This window comes from Ruegeria sp. BG6 (assembly GCF_056538465.1).
In genome coordinates this window covers 14,022-33,920 of the sequence record NZ_JBQFTB010000012.1, presented here as the reverse complement: position 1 = coordinate 33,920, position 19,899 = coordinate 14,022, and the positions used below count along the sequence as shown (strand labels likewise).

19 protein-coding genes are annotated in these 19,899 nt (G+C 61.2%); 12 read left to right on the top strand and 7 right to left on the bottom strand.

From position 1 onward, the window contains the following. Positions 1-90: 90 nt before the first annotated feature. Positions 91-900, top strand: a complete 810-nt coding sequence (gene dapB / locus ACR0JW_RS18235) for a 4-hydroxy-tetrahydrodipicolinate reductase (RefSeq protein WP_170679858.1) — start codon at positions 91-93, stop codon at positions 898-900. Positions 901-938: 38 nt separating this feature from the next. After that, positions 939-1,622, top strand: coding sequence for a DUF2306 domain-containing protein (locus ACR0JW_RS18230; protein ID WP_170679856.1), 684 nt, complete (start codon positions 939-941; stop codon positions 1,620-1,622). On the opposite strand, the gene ACR0JW_RS18225 is transcribed toward ACR0JW_RS18230, so the two are convergent. From ACR0JW_RS18225 to tmpA, 3 genes are read right to left on the bottom strand one after another with little or no spacing between them, the layout of a single operon-like run. After that, positions 1,609-2,277, bottom strand: coding sequence for an ureidoglycolate lyase (locus tag ACR0JW_RS18225; RefSeq protein WP_170679854.1), 669 nt, complete (start codon positions 2,275-2,277; stop codon positions 1,609-1,611). The genes ACR0JW_RS18230 and ACR0JW_RS18225 overlap by 14 nt on opposite strands. Continuing rightward, on the bottom strand, positions 2,274-2,864 hold the full coding sequence (tmpB, locus tag ACR0JW_RS18220) for a (R)-1-hydroxy-2-trimethylaminoethylphosphonate oxygenase (protein WP_170679852.1): 591 nt from the start codon (positions 2,862-2,864) through the stop codon (positions 2,274-2,276). Before tmpB ends, ACR0JW_RS18225 begins: the two co-directional genes overlap by 4 nt. Beyond that, the gene (gene tmpA, locus ACR0JW_RS18215; RefSeq protein WP_170679850.1) at positions 2,861-3,997 is read right to left on the bottom strand and encodes a 2-trimethylaminoethylphosphonate dioxygenase; all 1,137 of its coding nucleotides are present in this window, start codon (positions 3,995-3,997) and stop codon (positions 2,861-2,863) included. The genes tmpB and tmpA overlap by 4 nt, the downstream gene beginning before the upstream one ends. 98 nt (positions 3,998-4,095) lie before the next feature. On the opposite strand from tmpA, the gene ACR0JW_RS18210 reads away from it, so the two are divergent. Next, on the top strand, positions 4,096-4,950 hold the full coding sequence (locus ACR0JW_RS18210) for a LysR family transcriptional regulator (protein WP_170613081.1): 855 nt from the start codon (positions 4,096-4,098) through the stop codon (positions 4,948-4,950). 4 nt (positions 4,951-4,954) lie between these two features. On the opposite strand, the gene ACR0JW_RS18205 is transcribed toward ACR0JW_RS18210, so the two are convergent. Beyond that, complete coding sequence (locus ACR0JW_RS18205) at positions 4,955-5,137, bottom strand: DUF1674 domain-containing protein (RefSeq protein ID WP_170613083.1); 183 nt, start codon at positions 5,135-5,137, stop codon at positions 4,955-4,957. Positions 5,138-5,226: 89 nt separating this feature from the next. Between ACR0JW_RS18205 and ACR0JW_RS18200 the strand changes: the two genes are divergently transcribed. From ACR0JW_RS18200 to ACR0JW_RS18170, 7 genes are all read left to right on the top strand, one after another. After that, complete coding sequence (locus ACR0JW_RS18200; RefSeq protein ID WP_170679848.1) at positions 5,227-6,483, top strand: transcription antitermination factor NusB; 1,257 nt, start codon at positions 5,227-5,229, stop codon at positions 6,481-6,483. 90 nt (positions 6,484-6,573) lie between these two features. Beyond that, positions 6,574-8,313: a heparinase II/III family protein gene (locus tag ACR0JW_RS18195; RefSeq protein ID WP_480714271.1), complete on the top strand. Its 1,740-nt coding sequence runs from the start codon at positions 6,574-6,576 to the stop codon at positions 8,311-8,313. A gap of 22 nt (positions 8,314-8,335) precedes the next feature. Continuing rightward, positions 8,336-9,925, top strand: coding sequence for a bifunctional phosphoribosylaminoimidazolecarboxamide formyltransferase/IMP cyclohydrolase (purH, locus tag ACR0JW_RS18190; protein ID WP_170679844.1), 1,590 nt, complete (start codon positions 8,336-8,338; stop codon positions 9,923-9,925). Continuing rightward, positions 9,925-10,401, top strand: a complete 477-nt coding sequence (gene lspA / locus ACR0JW_RS18185) for a signal peptidase II (RefSeq protein ID WP_170679842.1) — start codon at positions 9,925-9,927, stop codon at positions 10,399-10,401. The genes purH and lspA overlap by 1 nt, the downstream gene beginning before the upstream one ends. A 50-nt stretch (positions 10,402-10,451) precedes the next feature. Next, positions 10,452-10,970 (top strand): DUF3035 domain-containing protein, encoded by a 519-nt coding sequence (locus ACR0JW_RS18180; RefSeq protein WP_480714270.1) that lies wholly within the window; start codon positions 10,452-10,454, stop codon positions 10,968-10,970. Positions 10,971-11,051: 81 nt separating this feature from the next. Next, complete coding sequence (locus ACR0JW_RS18175; protein ID WP_170679840.1) at positions 11,052-12,392, top strand: M16 family metallopeptidase; 1,341 nt, start codon at positions 11,052-11,054, stop codon at positions 12,390-12,392. Next, positions 12,389-13,699, top strand: coding sequence for a M16 family metallopeptidase (locus ACR0JW_RS18170; protein ID WP_170679831.1), 1,311 nt, complete (start codon positions 12,389-12,391; stop codon positions 13,697-13,699). Before ACR0JW_RS18175 ends, ACR0JW_RS18170 begins: the two co-directional genes overlap by 4 nt. Positions 13,700-13,720: 21 nt before the next feature. Here ACR0JW_RS18170 and ACR0JW_RS18165 read toward each other — a convergent pair whose 3' ends face one another. Genes ACR0JW_RS18165 through deoC form a run of 3 tightly spaced genes read right to left on the bottom strand, consistent with a single transcriptional unit; the run spans position 13,721 to position 17,936 of the window. After that, positions 13,721-14,530 (bottom strand): SDR family oxidoreductase, encoded by an 810-nt coding sequence (locus ACR0JW_RS18165; protein ID WP_170679829.1) that lies wholly within the window; start codon positions 14,528-14,530, stop codon positions 13,721-13,723. A gap of 25 nt (positions 14,531-14,555) precedes the next feature. Further along, positions 14,556-16,889, bottom strand: a complete 2,334-nt coding sequence (locus ACR0JW_RS18160; protein ID WP_170679826.1) for an aldehyde dehydrogenase family protein — start codon at positions 16,887-16,889, stop codon at positions 14,556-14,558. A gap of 48 nt (positions 16,890-16,937) precedes the next feature. Further along, a complete protein-coding gene (deoC, locus tag ACR0JW_RS18155; protein ID WP_170680287.1) occupies positions 16,938-17,936 on the bottom strand; it encodes a deoxyribose-phosphate aldolase in 999 nt (332 codons plus the stop codon). Between the two features lie 199 nt (positions 17,937-18,135). Between deoC and ACR0JW_RS18150 the strand changes: the two genes are divergently transcribed. Together ACR0JW_RS18150 and ACR0JW_RS18145 are read left to right on the top strand one after the other, a co-directional pair. Further along, the gene (locus tag ACR0JW_RS18150) at positions 18,136-19,089 is read left to right on the top strand and encodes a metal ABC transporter solute-binding protein, Zn/Mn family (protein ID WP_170679823.1); all 954 of its coding nucleotides are present in this window, start codon (positions 18,136-18,138) and stop codon (positions 19,087-19,089) included. A 4-nt stretch (positions 19,090-19,093) separates the two neighbouring features. Beyond that, positions 19,094-19,897: a metal ABC transporter ATP-binding protein gene (locus ACR0JW_RS18145; RefSeq protein ID WP_170679821.1), complete on the top strand. Its 804-nt coding sequence runs from the start codon at positions 19,094-19,096 to the stop codon at positions 19,895-19,897. Positions 19,898-19,899 lie beyond the last annotated feature (2 nt).

The window sequence follows — 19,899 nt, the reverse complement described above, 5'->3', positions numbered from 1 at the left end:
AGCGCAAAGCGGGGCTTTGCCAAGCGGGCGCGAACGGGGTAGGAGGCTTTGAGCCGACCATCCGGCAGGCAACGCGAAAGGACCAGCGCAATGACCCATATTCCGGGGATCGTCATCACAGGGGCTTCGGGCCGTATGGGGCAGATGCTGATCAAGACCGTAACGGACAGTGATCAGGTTCGTCTGGTCGGCGTGGTCGAGCGTAACGGCCACGACTGGATCGGTCAGGATGTCGGCGAGGCGATGGGTGGGCAGGCGCTGGGCGTGGCCGTGACCGATGACCCGCTCGAGGCTTTCGCGCAGGCGCAGGCTGTCATCGATTTCACCGCACCCGAGGCGACGCTGGAATTTGCCGCCCTGGCAGCGCAAGCGCGTTGCGTGCACGTGATCGGCACCACCGGCATGACCGAAGAACAGATCGCGGCGCTGGAACCGGCCGCGCGCCATGCCGTAATCGTGCGGGCCGGTAACATGAGTCTGGGGGTCAACCTGCTGGTACAACTGACCAAAAAGGTTGCCGCCGCGCTGGATGAGGATTTCGATATCGAGATCATCGAAGGCCATCATCACCACAAGGTCGATGCACCTTCAGGTACCGCGCTGATGTTGGGCGAGGCGGCCGCCGAAGGACGGGGCGTCAATCTGGCCGATGTGTCCGACCGGGGCCGCGACGGCATTACCGGCGCGCGCAAGCGCGGTGACATTGGGTTCCACGCCATTCGGGGCGGGGACGTTGTCGGCGAGCATGACGTACTGTTCGCAGCCCCCGGCGAACGCATCGTATTGCGCCATCTTGCCTCGGACCGCGCCATCTTTGCACGCGGTGCGCTGAAGGCGGCGCTGTGGGGGCAGGGCAAGGCGCCCGGTCAGTATGACATGGTGGATGTGCTGGGGCTCTGACCCGTAGACAGGTCGCAAGCCGGCGCTAAAGTCCGGGTATGCGTATCCTGAAATCCCCAGTGGCGTCCGGCCTGTTGCTCGTGGCGTTTTACCTGACGCTGCTGCCTTTTCTGGTGCATGGGTTTGGCATGATCGGTATTGGGCTGTCTGACGATGCAGCCCAGCGCAGCTATTTGTTTGCCGACGGTCAGAGCATCGGCAATACGATGATGATGGTGCACATACTGGCCGGAACGGTGCTGGTGGCATTGGTGCCGCTGCAACTGATCAAAAGGCTTCGGCTTGGATTCAACCGATTTCACCGTGCATTGGGTTCTGTTCTGATTTCGCTGGCATTGATCACAGGCGCGGCGGGAATGGCCTATATCCTGTTGCGGGGAACGATTGGTGGCCCGGTGATGTCTGTGGGCTTCTTCCTCTATGGCCTGTGCCTGTTTGTTTCGGCTCGGATGCTGGCCCAAAAGGCAGTGGCAGGTGATCGCGCTGGTCACTGGGCGTGGGGATTGCGACTGTTCTGGCTGGCGCTTGGGTCTTGGTTATACCGTGTGCACTACACATTATGGTACCTGCTGACCGGAGGGCTTGGGTCAGAGCCCGATTTTTCGGGCCCTTTTGATCTGGTGCAGAATTTCGCGTTCTTTCTTCCCTATCTGCTGGCCGTGCAGGTTTGGATTTCAGGGCGACGTAACGACCATCAGCGGGCGTTGGTCACAGATCCCTGATCTTGTCCGCACGCAGCGGGCAGGCGAGGTAGACACCGAATTCCTTCCCGATGTCAGCGCTGACCCGGGCGTGGACTTTGCCTTGACGGTCCAGGAACCGTTGATTGTCCTCAACGGGAAAAATCCCCTCGTGCCAGATGCCGGGATGGATATAGAGACCGCGCGAGCCGTCGCACCAGAACGCCACCACCTTGTCGGGGGTCAGGTTGTCGCCGGGCAGCGCGGCAGGCACGATGAACGGTTTGTTGTCCAGCGGCCAGAACATCTGCCCGCCATCCGGGTGATAGTTCATGTGCCACAACAACACCTGATCGCGCGGCGCGGTTTGTTGTTGTGATTGCGCTTGCTGCGGATCGGTCGACCAGCCGAGCACATAGTGACCATTGACGGCCTCGTTTCGACCATAAAGCACATCACCCTTCCATTCTCCATGGAATGTGCCCTCGACCCAGCCGCCTTCGTCACCGGTGCCGTCGTCGATCGGCCGCCAACCCTGTTGGGGCCAGCGGACGATTTCGATTTCGAACGTATCAGGATCATCGACCAGACAGCCGTAGCCTTTTACCGACTGCTCCGTCGCCCGGATCAGCGGAACCTCATGCCATGGCAGCGACGGCTTGGAGCTCGCTTCGAAGATGTATTCCGGCGCGTTCATGATGCCCCCAAATGTCTGTCGACCATACGCTGCACCATCGGTGCGAAATGGGCGAATTCCGGAGTTTCCATGTCGGCACGCTTGCCCGCCTCATCCAGATACCGCACCTGAATAATCTCTTTCAGGTTCGGGTTGGCCTCGAACTCTGCCACTTCATCGGCACTCATGGGTCCGCCCTGCAGTTCCAGCGTGTGGACCGACGCGGCGGACAGGCGGTTGAAGTATTCGGGCTTGGTGGCGCAGAGATAGCGCTTGGCCGCGACGTGATAGCGGCAACAATCGGTGATGACCGACGGAAAAAACTGCTCCAGCACCTCGGCACCAGCGTCCTCGTGGTGGCGATCCTCGGTGTCGTCGGGATGATAGGTGCCGAATTCGGACGTGAAATGGCCGATATCGTGCAGCAATGCTCCGACGATGATCTCTTCGGTCTGGCCGTTCTGCTCGGCAATCGTGGCCCCCTGCAACATGTGCTGAGCCATGGTGACGGGCTCGCCGAGATACTCCTCTCCGCCACGGCGCTCGAAAATATCACCGATGAAAGCCACGATATTGTCGCGGTTCAAGGTCGAGAAATCGGGTTTCATTCCGCCGCCTCCGGTTGTGCCATCTCCATCGCGGCTAGAGTGGACAGCAATCCATCCTTGTCGGCATAACACCCCTGCAGCCAGCGTGATCCGGCACCGGAATAGCCCAGACGGGCGTGCAGCACGCGGGTGTTGTCGACGATAAAGCTTTCGCCCGGTTCCAGCTTGAACGACACGCCCATGGCCGGGTCGTCGATGATTTCACCGAACTGTCGATAGGCGGCGTAGTAGGCTTCCATCTTGTCGAACGGCACATCCACAAACGGCGCGGATGAGCGGTTGTTAAAGCGGATGCAGATCAGTTCTCCGTCAGGCGAAAGCTCGATCATCGGGCGGCGTGAGCGCAGGCAGACACCGTCCGAACCCTTATACTCGAACCTTGCCGGATAGCCCGCCAGCAGGGCGAAGCCTTCAGGGTTCAGGTCCCGCAGCTTTTCAGCGGCCCGGAAGCCATCGACCACGATCGAGTCACCGCCTTCGGCGCTGTTTTCCAGGCAATAGAGGATTTGCAGCGTCGGAACCGGATCACGGTAGGGATTGTCGGTATGGGCCTGCAGACCAAGGCCGGTATAGGCAAGGTTGGTGGGGTTCACCTCGGTCCGGACCTCGAAATAGGGGCCGTAGTTTGTTTCGCGGACGTAACCGAACAGATCGGCCACTTTCAGCAGCGATTCCGGTTCGGCGGGACCGCCGGTCAGTTTGGCAAAACCGAACTCGGCCACTGCGGCCAGCCAGTCCCGTTTGGCACCGGGGTTGACATGAACCGCAGTCCAGTCGCCGGAGGGCGCGTTCATGCCGCGTTCCCAGGTTGTGATGCCCTGCGCGACTCGCCCGACTGCACCGCCGTGATCGTGATCATAGCCGTGGTCGGCCAGCCAGTCGGCCGGGAAGGAAACGGTCTTGCCTTCGGGCTGGAAGGTGACCTGCAGATCGCCGCCGACAATTTCTGCCGCACTGACCGAAACATTTGCGGGAATGTCACCGATGGTGATCAGACGTTGTCCGTTGCCCGGCGCGCGGGTGTCGGGGTCTAGCGCGTTGTCACGCAGCCAGATGGCGTGAAAGCGCGATTGGGACGCGTCGGCAAAAGTGACAGTTACGACGGAAGGGGTGAAAGTGGCGGTGCGCAGCATTGGGAATCTCCTGTTCAGCGCGGCTTTGGTTGAGGAGATACGGTGCTTGTGGCATTAATACAATTAATCCTTCTTTCTGCTGAGGCCCGGAAAAACTAATGGATAGAAAGAAAGCCGGTCTGCCCCCTCTGGATTGGCTGCGCGTGTTCGAGGCCGCCGGGCGTCTTGGCGGGTTTTCAGCCGCCGCGCGTGAGTTTGGCCTGACGCAGGCGGCGGTAAGCCAGCGGATCGGCAACCTTGAATCCTGGCTGGGCCGAACATTGTTCGTGCGCGAAGCGCGCGGCGTGTCCCTGACTGTTGAAGGCGAAAGTTACCTGCCGCTGGTGCAAGACAGCCTGCAGGCACTGGAGCGAAATACGGAGGACCTGTTCGGCAAATCCCCGCGAGAGCTGCGTGTCGCGGGCCTGTCCTCGAACATCCACGCACTGGTTCTGCCGGCCGTCGCGCGGTTTCAGGAGGTGCGGCCCAAGGTGCGGGTGATGACCGACTCGGTTGCGCGCCGGTCGTCGCTGGACGAGGAGCGGACATGGCTGCAAATCCGCTACGGCCGCGGAACCTGGCCCGGGCGCGATGCGGCGCTGATCGCGCGTGAGGTTCTGGTGCCGATGGCCGCGCCGGGTGTCGAATGGGGCGCGCCGCTGATTGATCTGCGCGGGGAACGACCAGCATGGCGGGACTGGGCCCGCAAGACGGACAATGCGGAATTGCCGCCGTCAAAGATCAGTCTCGATTCGATGGAACACGCGATTTCCGCAGCTCGGCAGGGGATCGGCGTGGCGCTGGGTTCGGTGCCTCTGGCCCATTCGGACTTACATGCGGGACGATTGTGCAGGCTGGATCTGCCCGAGTTGCCGACCAAGGATGGCTATTGGCTGACATGGCCCGAAGAGCGTGCGAAATCGAACAAGCAGCGCGCTCTGATTGCTGATTTTCTGCAGGCTTTGCGGGGCTGAACGATCAGAAATCGATGGCGATGCCTTTTTTCTCCCAGTCGCCATAGCGGGCGGGGTCGGGACCGTCGCGCCCGCCCAGTTCCTTTGGCATTTCCTTGGCTTCGGTCTCGGCCTTCTTGCGGCGTTCTTCGGCTTCGGCCAGCGCGCGCTGGGCAGCAGGCGGCAGGTCTTTGCGCTGATCGGTCATGACATCGGGTTCCTTTCCGTGCATGGGCTTGATATACGCCCGCGTCCGCCCTTGGCAATGCGGGCTTGGGTCACAGGAAAGGCGAATCCATGTCTGACAGCGCAACAGCGGCGCGGCGCAGCGCGATCTATCTGCTGGATCAGATTTTGGGAGAAGGGCGATTGCTGTCGGAATGCCTGGCCGCAGGCGCGCTGGATCGTCTTGAACCCGAGGACCGTGCAAGGGCTCAGCGTCTTGCGCTGCAAACGTTGCGCGGGTTGGAACGGGCGGACCGCCTGCTGGACAATCACCTGAACCGGACACCGGCGCTGACTGTCCAAAACGCCTTGCGCCTTGGCGCGGTCGAATTGTGCCACGGTGAGGCGGCACATGGCGTCGTCAACTCCATGGTCGAGATCGTAGGCCGGTCGCGCAAGCATGGACGCCTAAAGGGCTTGGTGAACGCCGTGCTGCGTAAAGTCGCCGCTGAAGGGCCGGATGCCTGGCCGAGAATGCGGGTGCCGCGCCTGCCGGATTGGCTGCGGGAACCGCTGATCATGGCCTGGGGTCCCGATGCCGTTGCGGGCATGGAGAGGGCTCATTTCAATGGCGCGCCACTGGACATCACGCTGAAGCCCGGCGCGACCGGACCCGGTGAGGCTTTGCCAACGGGTTCAATGCGCGTTCACGATGCCGGCCAGGTATCGACCCTGCCGGGTTATGACAGGGGTGCGTGGTGGGTACAGGATGCAGCGGCGGCCTTGCCCGTGCGGGTGCTGGCGCCAAAAGCGGGTGAGCGAATTCTGGACCTTTGTGCCGCCCCCGGCGGCAAGACGTTGCAACTGGCGGCGGCAGGGGCAGATGTCACTGCGCTGGACATCTCGGAAGGGCGGCTGGAGCGGGTGCGCGAGAACCTTGCCCGCACCGGTTTGTCAGCGAAGGTCATCGCCGGCGACGCGTTGGAGCATCAGGGTCAATATGATGCCATCCTGCTGGATGCCCCCTGTTCCGCCACGGGCACCATTCGTCGGCACCCTGACCTGCCCTTTGCCAAGGATGGTTCGGAATTTGGCGGGCTGATCGAATTGCAGGCCCAGATGCTGGCTCATGCCTGGACCCTTCTGAAACCGGGCGGGCGGCTGGTCTATTGCACCTGCTCGCTGCTGCCGGATGAAGGCGAGGTGCAGGTCGAAGAGGCGCTGGAACAATATCCCGATATGCAGATCGACCGAGGCGGGCTGGGCATCGAAGGTGTCGATTCCGACTGGATCACGCAGGAAGGCGGGTTGCGCCTGCGGCCAGACTTTTGGGAGGATCGGGGCGGCATGGACGGGTTCTATATCGCCTGCCTGAACAAATCCGCCTGAAGGCACGCTTTTCGATGACTTGACGCGCCGCCCGGTCTATCGTTGGGTCTCAGGCGCCAGCAGAGCGCAAGGGGCAGAGAAACAAGCGTCATGTCGAAGTCGGACACCATGGCCAACCGGTGGATGCGGTTTCAGAACCGTTTCTACGCGCGCCTCAGCCAGCGCCAGAAGGCGGTCACCGGATTTGTCAGCCAGCCCGAACCCCGCGCTGTCGGCTCATTCGCGCGCGGCAGGCAGTTGGTGGCCGGGAACCTGCTGTTCGCCGGTTACTTGGTCGAGGCGCAGGATACCGGGCTGTGGGATGTCGCAGCGCCCAGTGCCGGTTTTGACAATGAGCGTCACGGATTTGCCTGGCTGGACGATCTGGCCGCAGTTGGAGACATGCGCGCGCGGGAAAAAGCCCAGCGTTGGGTCTGGGGTTGGATCGCGACACATGGCCGGGGGCAGGGACCCGGCTGGGCGCCCGACCTGACAGGTCGCCGGGTGATCCGCTGGATCAACCACGCCATTTTCCTGTTGCGCGGTGTGGACGAGCAGCACAGCAGGCTGTTCTTCCGCTCTCTGGCGCAGCAAACGTGGTATCTGTCCAAACGCTGGCACGCCGCGACGCCGGGCTTGCCCCGGTTCGAAGCGTTGACCGGTCTGGTGCAGGCCGGTCTGGCGCTGGAGGGATTGGAGAGACTGGCCGATCCCGCCCTCAGCGCATTGTCGCGGGAATGCGAGCGGCAGGTGGATAAGCAGGGCGGGATCAGCACCCGGAACCCCGAAGAATTGCTTGAGGTATTTACGCTTCTGTCCTGGACATCCGCCGCGCTGAGTGAACTGGGCCGGGGGACGCCGGGATCTCAGCTGAACGCGATCAGACGCATTGCACCGACCCTGCGCAGTCTGCGGCATTCGGACGGCGCGCTGGCCCGGTTTCATGGTGGCGGGCGCGGCCTCGAAGGGCGGCTGGATCAGGCCCTGGCGCAAAGTGGCGTGAAGCCGGACCATTCAACAGGGCTGTCAATGGGATATGCCCGTCTCTACGCCGCAAGAACCAGCGTGATCATCGATGCCAGCGCACCGCCCAAAGGGGCTGCATCCTATAACGCGCACGCTTCCACCCTGGCGTTTGAGCTGACATCCGGACGCAGGCCGTTGGTCGTGAATTGCGGGTCCGGCGCTAGTTTCGGGGTCGAATGGCGTCGGGCCGGGCGGGCGACGCCTTCGCATTCCACCCTGTGCCTGGACGGATACTCCAGCGCCCGCCTGACCGATCCGGCCCCGGGCACGGAATACGAAGCGCTGGTCGATGCGCCCTCGCAGATCCTGACCGAGGTTGAGGCCGGTTTTGAAGGAACCCGCTTCATGGCTGGTCATGACGGGTACGCAAAAGTGTTTGGTCTGACCCACGCCCGTACTTTTGAACTGCGTTTTGACGGCCGCGAACTTGTGGGTGAGGACATTTTGCTGACCGCAACCGACAAGGCGAAGCGGCAGTTTGACAAGGCGATGGATGCCTCGGGCCTGTCGGGGATCGCGTTTGATATCCGGTTTCACCTGCACCCCGACGTGGATGCAGCGCTGGATTTGGGGGGCGCTGCGGTGTCGATGGCTCTCAAAAGCGGTGAGATCTGGGTTTTTCGCCATGATGGCGCGGGAAAATTGTCAGTCGAGCCAAGCGTTTACCTTGAGAAAGGGCGTTTGAAGCCGCGCGCGACAAAACAGATCGTTCTATCCGGGCGCGCAATGGAGTATGCGACCCGCATCCGGTGGACGCTGAGCAAGGCACAGGATACAGCCTATGCCGTACGCGATCTGCACCGGGAAGAGCCCGAGTTTGACTGACGCCAAAAGGACCTTTGGACCCATGACCGACCTTCACCCCGTGCGCCGCGCGTTGCTTTCCGTTTCCGACAAGACCGGGCTGATCGAGCTGGGAAAGGCGCTGGCCGAGCGAGGGGTCGAGTTGTTGTCGACCGGCGGCACCGCCAAGGCGCTGCGCGAGGCAGGGCTTGAGGTGAAGGACGTCAGTGACATCACAGGCTTCCCCGAGATGATGGATGGCCGTGTGAAAACCCTGCATCCGATGGTGCATGGCGGGCTGCTCGCGCTACGCGACAACGACACCCACGTTGCTGCGATGGAAGAACACGGCATCGGTCCAATCGACCTGCTGGTGGTGAACCTCTACCCGTTCGAGGCGACAGTGGCCAAAGGCGCGGGCTACGACGAGTGTATCGAAAATATCGATATCGGCGGACCTGCGATGATCCGCGCGGCCTCCAAGAACCACGCCTTCGTGAACGTGGTCGTGGATGTCGAGGATTATTCCTCACTGTTGGATCAACTGGAAGAAAACTACGGCAAGACTTCCTATGGTTTCCGTCAGTGGCTTGCGCAAAAGGCTTACGCCCGCACCGCGGCGTACGACACCGCAGTTTCGAATTGGATGGCCGACGCATTGCAGCTTGAAGCGCCCAAGCGCCGATCTTTTGCGGGTGAGCTGAAACAGACCCTGCGCTATGGTGAGAACGGCCATCAACAGGCGGCATTCTACACTGATGGAACCAACCGTCCGGGTGTGGCGACCGCCGTTCAGCACCAGGGCAAGGAACTGAGCTACAACAACATCAACGACACAGACGCGGCTTTTGAATTGGTGGCCGAGTTCGATCCTGCAAAAGGTGCGGCCTGTGCGATCATTAAGCATGCCAACCCTTGCGGCGTAGCCACAGGCACGACCTTGCTGGAAGCGTATAAGTCAGCCTTCGACTGCGACCGGACTTCGGCCTTTGGTGGGATCGTGGCACTGAACCAGCCGCTCGACGCGGAAACCGCACAGGAAATCACCGGGATTTTCACCGAAGTCGTGATCGCCCCCGGCGCGTCGGACGAGGCCAGGGCGATCTTCGCGGCCAAGAAAAACCTGCGTCTGCTGACCACCGAAGGCCTGCCGGATGTGACCACTGGTGGCAAAACCGTGCGACAGGTGGCCGGTGGCCTGCTGGTGCAGGACAAGGACAATGGGTTCATCGGAATGGATGACCTGAAGGTTGTCACCAAAAAGGCCCCGACCGAAGAGCAGATGCGCGACCTGCTGTTTGCCTGGAAAGTCGCCAAGCACGTCAAATCCAACGCCATCGTCTACGTCAAAGACGGTGCGACCGTGGGCGTGGGCGCGGGCCAGATGAGCCGTTTGGACTCTGCCATGATTGCCGCCAAGAAGGCCGAACGCATGGCCGATGCGCTTGGCTTGCCGCAACCGCTGACCATTGGCTCGGCCGTGGCGTCCGATGCGTTCTTCCCCTTCCCTGACGGGCTGATGGAGGCCGCCGAAGCTGGCGCGACCTGCGTGATCCAGCCGGGCGGTTCGATGCGCGATGACGAGGTGATCGCTGCGGCGGACGAGGCAGGCCTTGCAATGGTCTTCACCGGCATGCGCCATTTCCGTCACTGATGCGTTATCGCCTGCTGCTCTGGGCCGCGCTGGCGGCGCTGTTGATCGACCAGATCAGTAAATATCTGGTCGTTCACGTGATGCGCGTGGCCGAAAGGCCCGGGGGTGTCGACGTGTTGCCGCCGCTGCTTGTGTTCAAGTACGGCGAGAATCGCGGGATTAACTTTGGCCTGTTTCAGGGGAACACGGACGCAGCCCGCTGGTTTCTGATTGGCATATCGGTCGTGATCTGCACGGCCGTTCTGATCTGGTTGATGCGGACGACCCCGTCGAAGCTGATGCAGATTTGCGGCGGCTTGCTGATTGGCGGGGCGCTTGGAAATGTGGTGGACCGGGTTCTCTATGGCTATGTCCTGGACTTCCTGAACATGTCCTGTTGTGGCATCGATAACCCGTTTGTCTTCAACCTGGCCGATGTGTTCATTTTTGCCGGAGCGCTGGGACTTGTTCTGTTTGATGGCAAAAAGCCCTCGTGACGCGCCGGACGATATGCGATAAAAGCGCCTCAAACAGGCTGGAGACACAAATGCGGATGCCGCTTGCCATACTTGCACTGACACTTGCCGTTGCCGTGGCGGGCTGTTCCAAACGTGGTCTGCGCGATCTTCAGCCACCCGGACCGGGTCCGGACGAATTTTCGGTGCAGCCGGTCAAGCCGCTGACAGCACCCAAGGATTACAGCTTCCTGCCGGCCCCCACACCGGGCGGCGGCAATCTGGTTGATCCGACGCCCAAGGCGGATGCTGTCGTGGCGCTGGGGGGCAGTGCGGCGGCGCTGAACTCGAATACCAGCATTCCGTCTTCGGATGCGGCACTGGTCACCGCCTCCAGCCGTTACGGCGTTCCGGCCAATACGCGGCAGGTCGTGGCGCAGGAAGATGCCGATTTCCGCAAGCGCCGTGGCCGCTGGACTGGTCTGAAACTGTTCCCGGTTGACCGCTATGAGCAGGTTTACGAGCGGCAGGCGATCAACGCGAATGCACAAAACGAAGCAGCCCGCGCGGCAGGGATTGAGACTCCCTCGGCCCCGCCTGCCGATGAATAATTCTTAACTTTCCGTCATCGCCCTTGAACCCGCGCGGCGCCACCGTAGTTTGAAACGCATAAACCAAACGGAGGATGCCGCATGGTTCGGGCACTGGCGTTGTTTGCCGCCCTGATGACCGCGACCCCGCTTCTGGCCGAAGACGGGCAGGAGGCAGTCACGACTTTTACACTGGATAACGGCATGGATGTCGTGGTGGTCGAGGATCATCGCGCCCCGGTCGTACAGCATATGGTCTGGTATCGGGCCGGTTCGGCGGACGAGCCCATCGGCGCGTCCGGTGTGGCGCATTTCTTGGAACACCTTTTGTTCAAGGCCACTGACACGCTAGAGGCCGGAGAGTTCTCGGCCACCGTGGCGGCCAATGGCGGCAATGACAACGCGTTCACGTCGTATGATTACACCGCCTATTTCCAGCGCGTCGCCGCCGACCGGCTGGAACTGATGATGCAGATGGAATCGGACCGGATGCGCAACATCCGCCTGACCGAAGCCGATATCGAAACCGAACGCGATGTGATCCTTGAGGAACGCAACCAGCGCACCGAAAACAACCCTCGTGCCCTCTTCGGCGAGCAGATGAGCGCGGCGCAGTATCTCAACCACCGGTATGGTGTGCCGATCATCGGCTGGAAGCACGAGATGGAGGAGTTGGATCTGGACGATGCGCTTTCCTTCTATCGGATACACTATTCGCCCAACAACGCGATTTTGGTGGTCACGGGTGACGTCGACCCGGAGGAGGTCCGCGTTCTGGCCGAAAAATACTATGGCGTGATCCCGGCCAACCCGGACCTGCCTGAACGGGTCCGCTCGCAGGAACCGCCGCAAACCGCCGAACGACGCCTGACCTTCAAGGATCCGCGCGTGGCGCAGCCCTACCTGCAGCGCAGTTATCTGGCGCCGGAACGTGACGCCGGCGCGCAAGAAAAGGCCGCAGCGCTGTATTTGCTGGCCGAATTGCTGGGCGGCGGCACCACCTCGTACCTTAATGAAAGACTGCAGTTCGAGAAGCAGATGGCCGTCTATGCAGGCGCGTTCTATCGGGGCGTATCGCTGGATGACACGACCTTCGATATGGTGGTCGTCCCGGCCGAGGGCGTCTCGCTGCAAGAGGCTGAGGATGCGATGGATCAGGCGGTTGCGGACTTCATTGCCGAAGGTGTGAACGCAGAGGATCTTGACCGGATCAAGATGCAGCTGCGTGCCGCCCAAACCTATGCGCGCGACAATGTCGACGGGATCGGCAACCGCTATGGCCGCGCGCTGACCACCGGCCTGACGATCGAGGATGTGCAGGCCTGGCCCGACATTCTGCAGGCCGTGACCGGGGAAGAGATCATCGCGGCCGCGCGCGAGGTGCTGCAGCCCGAAGCGTCTGTCACCGGATGGCTGATGCGTGACGATGAGGTGACGCAATGAAACGGATATTCGCAACCCTGATCGCCTTGGTCATTGCGATGCCCGCATGGGCCGAGATCGAGATTCAGGAAGTCACCTCGCCCGGCGGCATCAAGGCCTGGCTGGTCGAGGACCCGTCGATCCCTTTCACCGCGTTAGAGTTGCGGTTTCGCGGCGGCACCTCGCTGGATGACCCGGACAAGCGTGGCGCGGTCTATCTGATGAGCGGCCTGATTGAGGAAGGCGCGGGCGACATGGACGCGCGGTCCTACGCGCGAGAACTGGAATCGCTTGCGGCCTCATTCACCTACAACGCCAGCGATGACACGGTTTCGATTTCGGCGCGGTTTCTGACCGAAAACCGGGATGAAGTGATCGATCTGCTGCGCACCACGATTCATGAGCCCCGCTTCGATCAGGACGCGATTGACCGGGTTCGCGCTCAGGTACTGTCCGGTTTGCGGTCGGATGAGACCGATCCCAACGACATAGCTGGCCGGAGCTTTGCCCGTATGGCCTATGGGGACCATCCCTACGGGTCCGAGGGCAAAGGAACGATCGAAAGCGTTTCCGCCCTGACGCGCGACGACATCGTTGCGGCCTACGACAACGTCTTTGCCCGGGACCGGCTGTATGTCGGGGCCGTCGGCGACATATCGGCAGAAGACCTGGGTGCGCTGCTGGACAAGCTGCTGGCCGATCTGCCCGAAACCGGCAAACCGATCCCGGACAAGGCGCAGGTTTCAATCACGGGCGGCATCAGCGTCGTTGATTTCGATACCCCGCAATCGGTCGCCCTGTTTGCCCAGAAGGGGATTGACCGTGACGATCCGGATTTCTTTCCCGCCTTTATTCTGAACCACATTCTGGGTGGCGGCGGGTTCGAAAGCCGCCTGATGCAGGAAGTTCGCGAAAAGCGGGGCCTGACCTACGGTGTCGGAACCTATCTTGTGCCCAAGGATCTGGCCTCGGTCTATCTGGGGTCGGTGTCATCGGCCAATGACAGGATCGCAGAAGCGGTCGAGGTGATCCGAGATGAATGGGCGCGCGCCGCGTCCGAAGGCGTGACTCAGAAGGAACTGGATGATGCCAAGACCTACCTGACCGGTGCCTATCCGCTGCGCTTTGACGGCAATGGCCAGATTGCCGGGATCATGGTCGGGATGCAGATGGAAGGCCTGCCCATCGATTATATCGCCACCCGCAACGATAAGGTGAATGCCGTGACGCTTGAGGATGTGAACCGTGTGGCATCCGAACTGCTGGACCCCGAAGGCCTGCACTTTACCGTCGTGGGCAAGCCGGTCGGTCTGGAAACGACAAACTGATGATCAGGGGCTGAGCAATGTTCAGCCCTTTTTCATACTCCGCAACATCTCACCCATCATCTGTCCGAACTTACCCGAACCACGCTGGTAAAGTGCTCCGTCAACGGCCAGAACCGTGCCGCTGATATAGCTGGCCAGGTCAGAGCCGAGGAACAGACAGGCATTGGCCACATCCTTCGGCTGTCCCCAGCGGCCCAAGGGCACGTCCTTGCGAAGCTCTTCGTGGGCGTTTTCGGTGGGGGCCAGACGTCTGGCCCCTTCTGTGCCCTCGATGAATCCGGGCACGACCGAGTTCACGCGGATGCCCTCGACACCCCATTCCATCGACAATGTGCGGGTAATCTGATCAACGCCTGCCTTGGCGGCACAGACGTGGGCCTGACCTTCGTAAGGCAGATAGGATTGCGGGGCCGAGATGTTGATGATGCTGGCCCCGGGGCGCTTGAGGTAAGGATAGGCCCCCTTCATCACGTGGATCGTGCCCATCAGATCAATATCGATCACGGTCTTGAACGCATTGACCGACATCTCGGCCGCCAAGGCGGGGAAATTGCCCGCCGCGCCCGACACCAGAACGTCGAAATCTCCAAATGCCCCGTGGAATTGCTTGAGGCCCTCAGCCACAGCCTCAGGGTCACGCACGTCAAACGCCGCACCGACGGCATCCTGTGCGCCCGCAGCTTTCAGTGCGGCAACCGTATCATCGACCTTCTCCTGCGACCGGCTGGCAACGGCCAGTTTGGCACCCGAGGCCGCAAAGGCCTCGGCAATGCCCCGGTTGATACCGCTGGTTCCGCCGATGACGATGACGGTCTTTCCTGAAAAGTCCATGTAGGCCTCCCGAGATGCGGGAGCCCTACTCGCCGTAAGGCACCCAGATGTTCTTCACTTCCGTGGCAGCCTGCAGGAAGCGGCGGGAATGGTCCATGCTCCAGTCAAATGCCGTCGCGTTATTGACCCAGGTCCGTTTCAGGTTCCCGGCCGAGACCACCTCGATCTCTTTCGACAGGTCGGTGGAAGAGAACGACCAGACCGCATCGACGTTCAGATGCGAGGCCAGCGGTTTCGCTAGTTCCGCGTGGCTGCCGGTCAGGATGTTGACCACACCAGCGGGCACGTCCGAGGTTTCGAGGATCTGGTAGAAATCGGTTGCCGCCAAAGGATAAGGCTCCGAGGCCAGCAGAACCGTGCGGTTGCCCATCGCAATCGCCGGAGCCATTACAGAGACCAGACCCAGCAAAGGTGTCTCATCCGCACAGAGCGCACCGATCACGCCAACGGGTTCCTTCATGGCAATCGCCACGCCGCGGATCGGAACGCCGTGCACCTGACCGTCATACTTGTCGGCCCAGGCAGCGGCAGTGAACAGGCGCTGGATTGATGATTCAACCTCTTTGGCGCCGTCCTTCTTTCCGGTCATGGCGTCGATACGAGCGGCGAACTCATCAGCACGGGCCGAGAGGTTCTCACCGATATAATACAGGATTTGCGCGCGCAGATGGCCGGTGGTCTTTGACCAGCCTTTGGCCCCCGCTGCAGCTTCAACCGCATTGCGAACGTCTTTGCGGTTGGCAAGGCCGACATGACCCAGCAGGCCGGATTTGCCCCAGACCGGTTTCGAATAACCCCCATCGGGCCGCGCCTGCTTGCCGCCGACATACATCTTGGCGGTGCGGTCGATGGGGTCGACCGGTGCGCCTTCGCCCGTCGTTGCTTCGACCTTCGCCAGTGGCTTGGCCTTGCCCTTGGGTTTGGTATAGGCCGCCAGACCTTCCCAGCCGCCTTCACGGCCAAAGCCGCTTTCGCGCACGCCGCCAAAGCCTGCGGCGGCGTCGAACAGGTTGGTGGCATTCACCCAGACCACACCCGCGACCAGCTTGGGAGCGATGTCCAGCGCGAGGTTCACATTCTCGGTCCACACAGTCGCGGCCAGCCCGTAGCGGGTGTTGTTGGCCAGTTCGACCGCCTCTTCCGGCGTGCGGAAGGTCGAGGACACCAGCACGGGACCAAAGATCTCTTCCTGCATCAGCGGATCGGACGTCTCCAGCCCCGAGATCAGCGTCGGAGGATAGTAGCAGCCGTTCGCGGGCAGCTCGCAAGCGGCCTGATGCACATGACCAGCCGTGTTGCTTTCGACCATGCCCTTGATGGTTTGCAACTGAACCGGGTCCACAACGGCTCCCACGTCGATGCATTTGTCCAGCGGATTGCCGACGCGCAAACCGTCCATGCGTGCGCGCAGCTTGTCGTGGAAGCGGTCGGCAATGCCTTCCTGCACCAAAAGGCGCGATCCCGCACAGCAGACCTGACCCTGATTGAACCAGATCGCGTCAACCAGACCTTCGATGGCGCTGTCGATATCGGCGTCGTCAAACACGATGTAGGCGGACTTTCCGCCCAGTTCCAACGTCAGTTCCTTGCCCGATCCAGCTGTCGCTTCCCGGATCCGGCGGCCAACGACGGTCGAGCCGGTAAAGGCGATCTTGTCAACGTCCGACGCCACGATCATCTCGCCCACTGCACCATCACCGGTTACAATGTTGACCACCCCTTTAGGCAGGCCCGCCTGCGAGCAGATATCGGCAAATAGCAGCGCAGTCAGCGAGGTGTATTCGGCTGGCTTCAGAACCACCGTATTCCCCATCGCCAGCGCCGGAGCGATTTTCCACGCCAGCATCAGCAGGGGAAAGTTCCACGGAATGATCTGGCCGCAAACCCCCAACGCCTCGGCACCGGGCAATTCGCTCTCCATCAGCTGCGCCATGCCCGCGTGGTAATAGAAATGCCGCTGCGCCAGAGGGATATCGATATCGCGCGACTCGCGGATCGGCTTTCCGTTGTCCAGGCTCTCCAGAACCGCAAACAGGCGCGAATGTTTCTGCAAAAGCCGTGCAATGGCATAGAGATACCGCGCACGTCCAGCGCCACCCAGTTTCTCCCATTTCGGCTGCGCCGCGCGTGCGGCAGCAACAGCGGCGTCCACGTCTGCCTGTTTGGCCTGCGTCAGCCTGGCCAGCACTTCTCCGGTGGCTGGATTGCGGCTGTCAAAGCCCTTGCCGGGCTTGGTGAAGGCGCCATCGATATAGTGACCGAACTTGTCGCCCTGATCGACCAGCCAGGCCAGCGCCTCGGCAGCGCTTTCGGGGGCGGGGCCATAGTCCATGGTTTCGAATATCTCTTTGACTGTCATGACTTCATCTTTTCCCAAATACTCACTGTCCAGACTTCAAAACGGGGCTCAGCCCATAGAATGTCTGTAACCAGCCGAGTAGGCCCCGGTGACATAGTGTTCCAACTGCCGTTCGATATCGCCCAGCAACGATGACGCGCCAAAGCGAAACAGATCGGGTTCCAGCCAGCGGTCCCCCAGCTCATCCTTGATCAGCGACAGGTACACCAGCGCATCTTTGGCCTTCGAAATTCCGCCCGCAGGCTTGTAGCCAACCCGATAGCCGGTGCGGTCATAGTAGTCACGGATCGCGCGGATCATCACCAGCGACACGGGTAAAGTGGCGTTGACGCTTTCTTTCCCGGTCGAGGTCTTGATGAAGTCCGCCCCGGCCATCATGCAGACCAGCGAGGCGCGCGCGACATTGCGCAGGCTGCCCAGTTCTCCGGTTGCAAGGATTGCTTTGACATGTGCATCGCCACAAGCCACGCGGAAGGCCTTCATTTCCTCGTACAGCGCCTGCCAGTCGCCCGACAGCACGTGACGGCGCGAGATCACGATGTCGATCTCTTCGGCACCAGCCTTCACGCTTTCTTCAATCTCGGCCACGCGCAGGTGGAAGGGTGACAAACCCGCCGGAAAACCAGTCGAGACAGCCGCAACCGGAATGCCCGTTCCTTTCAGCGCGTCCACGGCAGTTTCGATCATGTCGTGATAGACACAAACCGCCCCTGTGGTGATCGGCGGCATATCCAGCGCTTGCAGAACCGAAGGCGCCACAGGCTGCCGGGCTTTGGCGCACAGGCGACGCACGCGTCCGACGGTGTCGTCGCCGGACAGGGTCGTCAGGTCGATCATGGTAATCGCCTTGAGCAGCCAGGCCGCCTGATATTCCTTTTTGACTGAACGGCGGCCGGGCAGCGTCGCCGCGCGGCGCTCGATCGCCGAGGTGTTGGCCTGAACGGCGCGCACCCAGTCCATGTCCAGTTCCATGCCGGGGTTTCTGGGTTCTGTCACTTGCGGCAGATGCGCGGTGCGCACGGGGCTTTCTGAGCTCTGCGTATCCATCATCACGTCCTTTGGGAGGTTTGCGCCAAAATCGCACGGGACGAGGTGAAAGGGAAGGTGTTCGGCTGCTCTCAGCACAAATTTTTTGACCATTTGGACAAAAACAGGCGTTTTCTTGCGAGTAATTCGCAATAGCATTGACTTAGTTGCGAATGGTTCGCATATTCATTCTCAAGAGGATGCCATTTTGGGGCTGAATATGATTCGTCGCAGCTTTCTTGCAGTACTGGCCGTGGTCGCCATTCTGCCTTTGTCCGCCTTGGCCGAAGCGCCGCTGAAGGTGGTCGCCACTACCGGCATGATCGCCGATGCCGCCCGTCAGGTCGGGGGTGATCAGGTCGAGGTTAAGGGTCTTATGGGCCCCGGCGTCGACCCGCATGCATATCGCCAGACTCGCAGCGACATCGTTGCGATGACCCGCGCCGATCTTATTCTATGGCACGGTCTGTACCTTGAAGCGCAAATGGAAGATTTCTTTCATGACCTTGGCCGCAAGCGCACCGTCGTTGCCGTTGCCGAAGGAGTCGACAAATCCAAGCTGCGGGCGCATGACGATTATGCCGACAAATACGACCCGCATGTGTGGATGAGCCCGGCCCTGTGGCGTGATGTTGTGATCGAAGTGCAGGAGGCGCTGACCGAGGCGCGCCCCGAAGCAGCGGGCATCTTTGCCGCCAACGCACAGGCGCATCTGACCGAACTCGAACAGCTTGAAGCCTATGCCGGTCAGGCCCTGGCGTCTGTTCCGGAAAACAACCGTGTACTTGTCACCGCGCATGATGCTTTTGGCTATTTCGGGGCCGAGTACGGCTATGAAGTGATGGGTATTCAAGGCATCTCGACCCAGTCCGAGGCTGGTCTGAACCGGATCGGAGAGCTGGTGGATGCGCTGGTCGAGAAGCAATTGACCGCAGTTTTTGTGGAAAGCTCGGTCTCCGACCGCTCGATGCGTGCACTGATTGAAGGCGCCGCAGCGAAAGGCCATGAAGTGGGCGTTGGTGGCGAGCTGTATTCAGATGCCATGGGCGAACCGGGCACGTATGAGGGTACCTATATCGGCATGCTGGATCACAACATTACGGTTATTGCCGGCGCGCTTGGGGCTGATGTGCCTGCACGCGGCATGAACGGCAAATTGTCGGCGGGGTTCTGAGGCGATGCTTGAACTGGCCGCAAATCAGGGTGTTTCAGTGACCGACCAAAGCGCCGGAGACAGCCCGCTGGCCATTCGCGGGCTGACCGTTTCCTATGGTCAGAAACCGGCGGTGTTTTCGGTGGACATGACAGTCCAACCGGTGGCGATGACGGCGATTATCGGGCCGAACGGCGCTGGTAAGTCGACCCTTCTCAAGGCGGCTCTGGGGATCGTGTCGCCTTTGTCGGGGCAAGTCACGGTCTATGGTCAGCCGCTGGAGAAACAGCGCGCTCGTATTGCCTATGTGCCGCAGCGCGCCAGCGTGGATTGGGATTTCCCGACCCGCGTGATTGATGTGGTGCTGATGGGGCTGTCGCGCGAACTTGGGCTGCTGGGCCGCGTACGTGCGCGGCATATGTCGCGGGCGATGGACTGCCTGCACCGCGTCGGGATGCGCGATTTCGCCGATCGTCAGATTGGCCAATTGTCCGGCGGGCAGCAGCAACGTGTGTTCCTGGCCCGCGCGCTGGCGCAGGATGCCGATCTGTATCTTCTGGACGAACCCTTTGCCGGTGTCGACGCAGCTACCGAAAAAGCCATCATCGCGGTTCTGAAATCACTGAAAGAAGCCGGCAAGACCGTCGTGGTCGTGCATCATGATCTGGCCACCGTCACCGACTATTTCGACCATGTCTTCCTGATCAACACCCGTAAGGTTGCCGAAGGCCCCGTGGCGCAGGCCTTTACGGCCGAAACCCTGCAATCCGCCTATGGAGGTCGTCTGGCAACCGCACAGATCGACCAGATTTCCCGCGCGCTGGGGTAAAT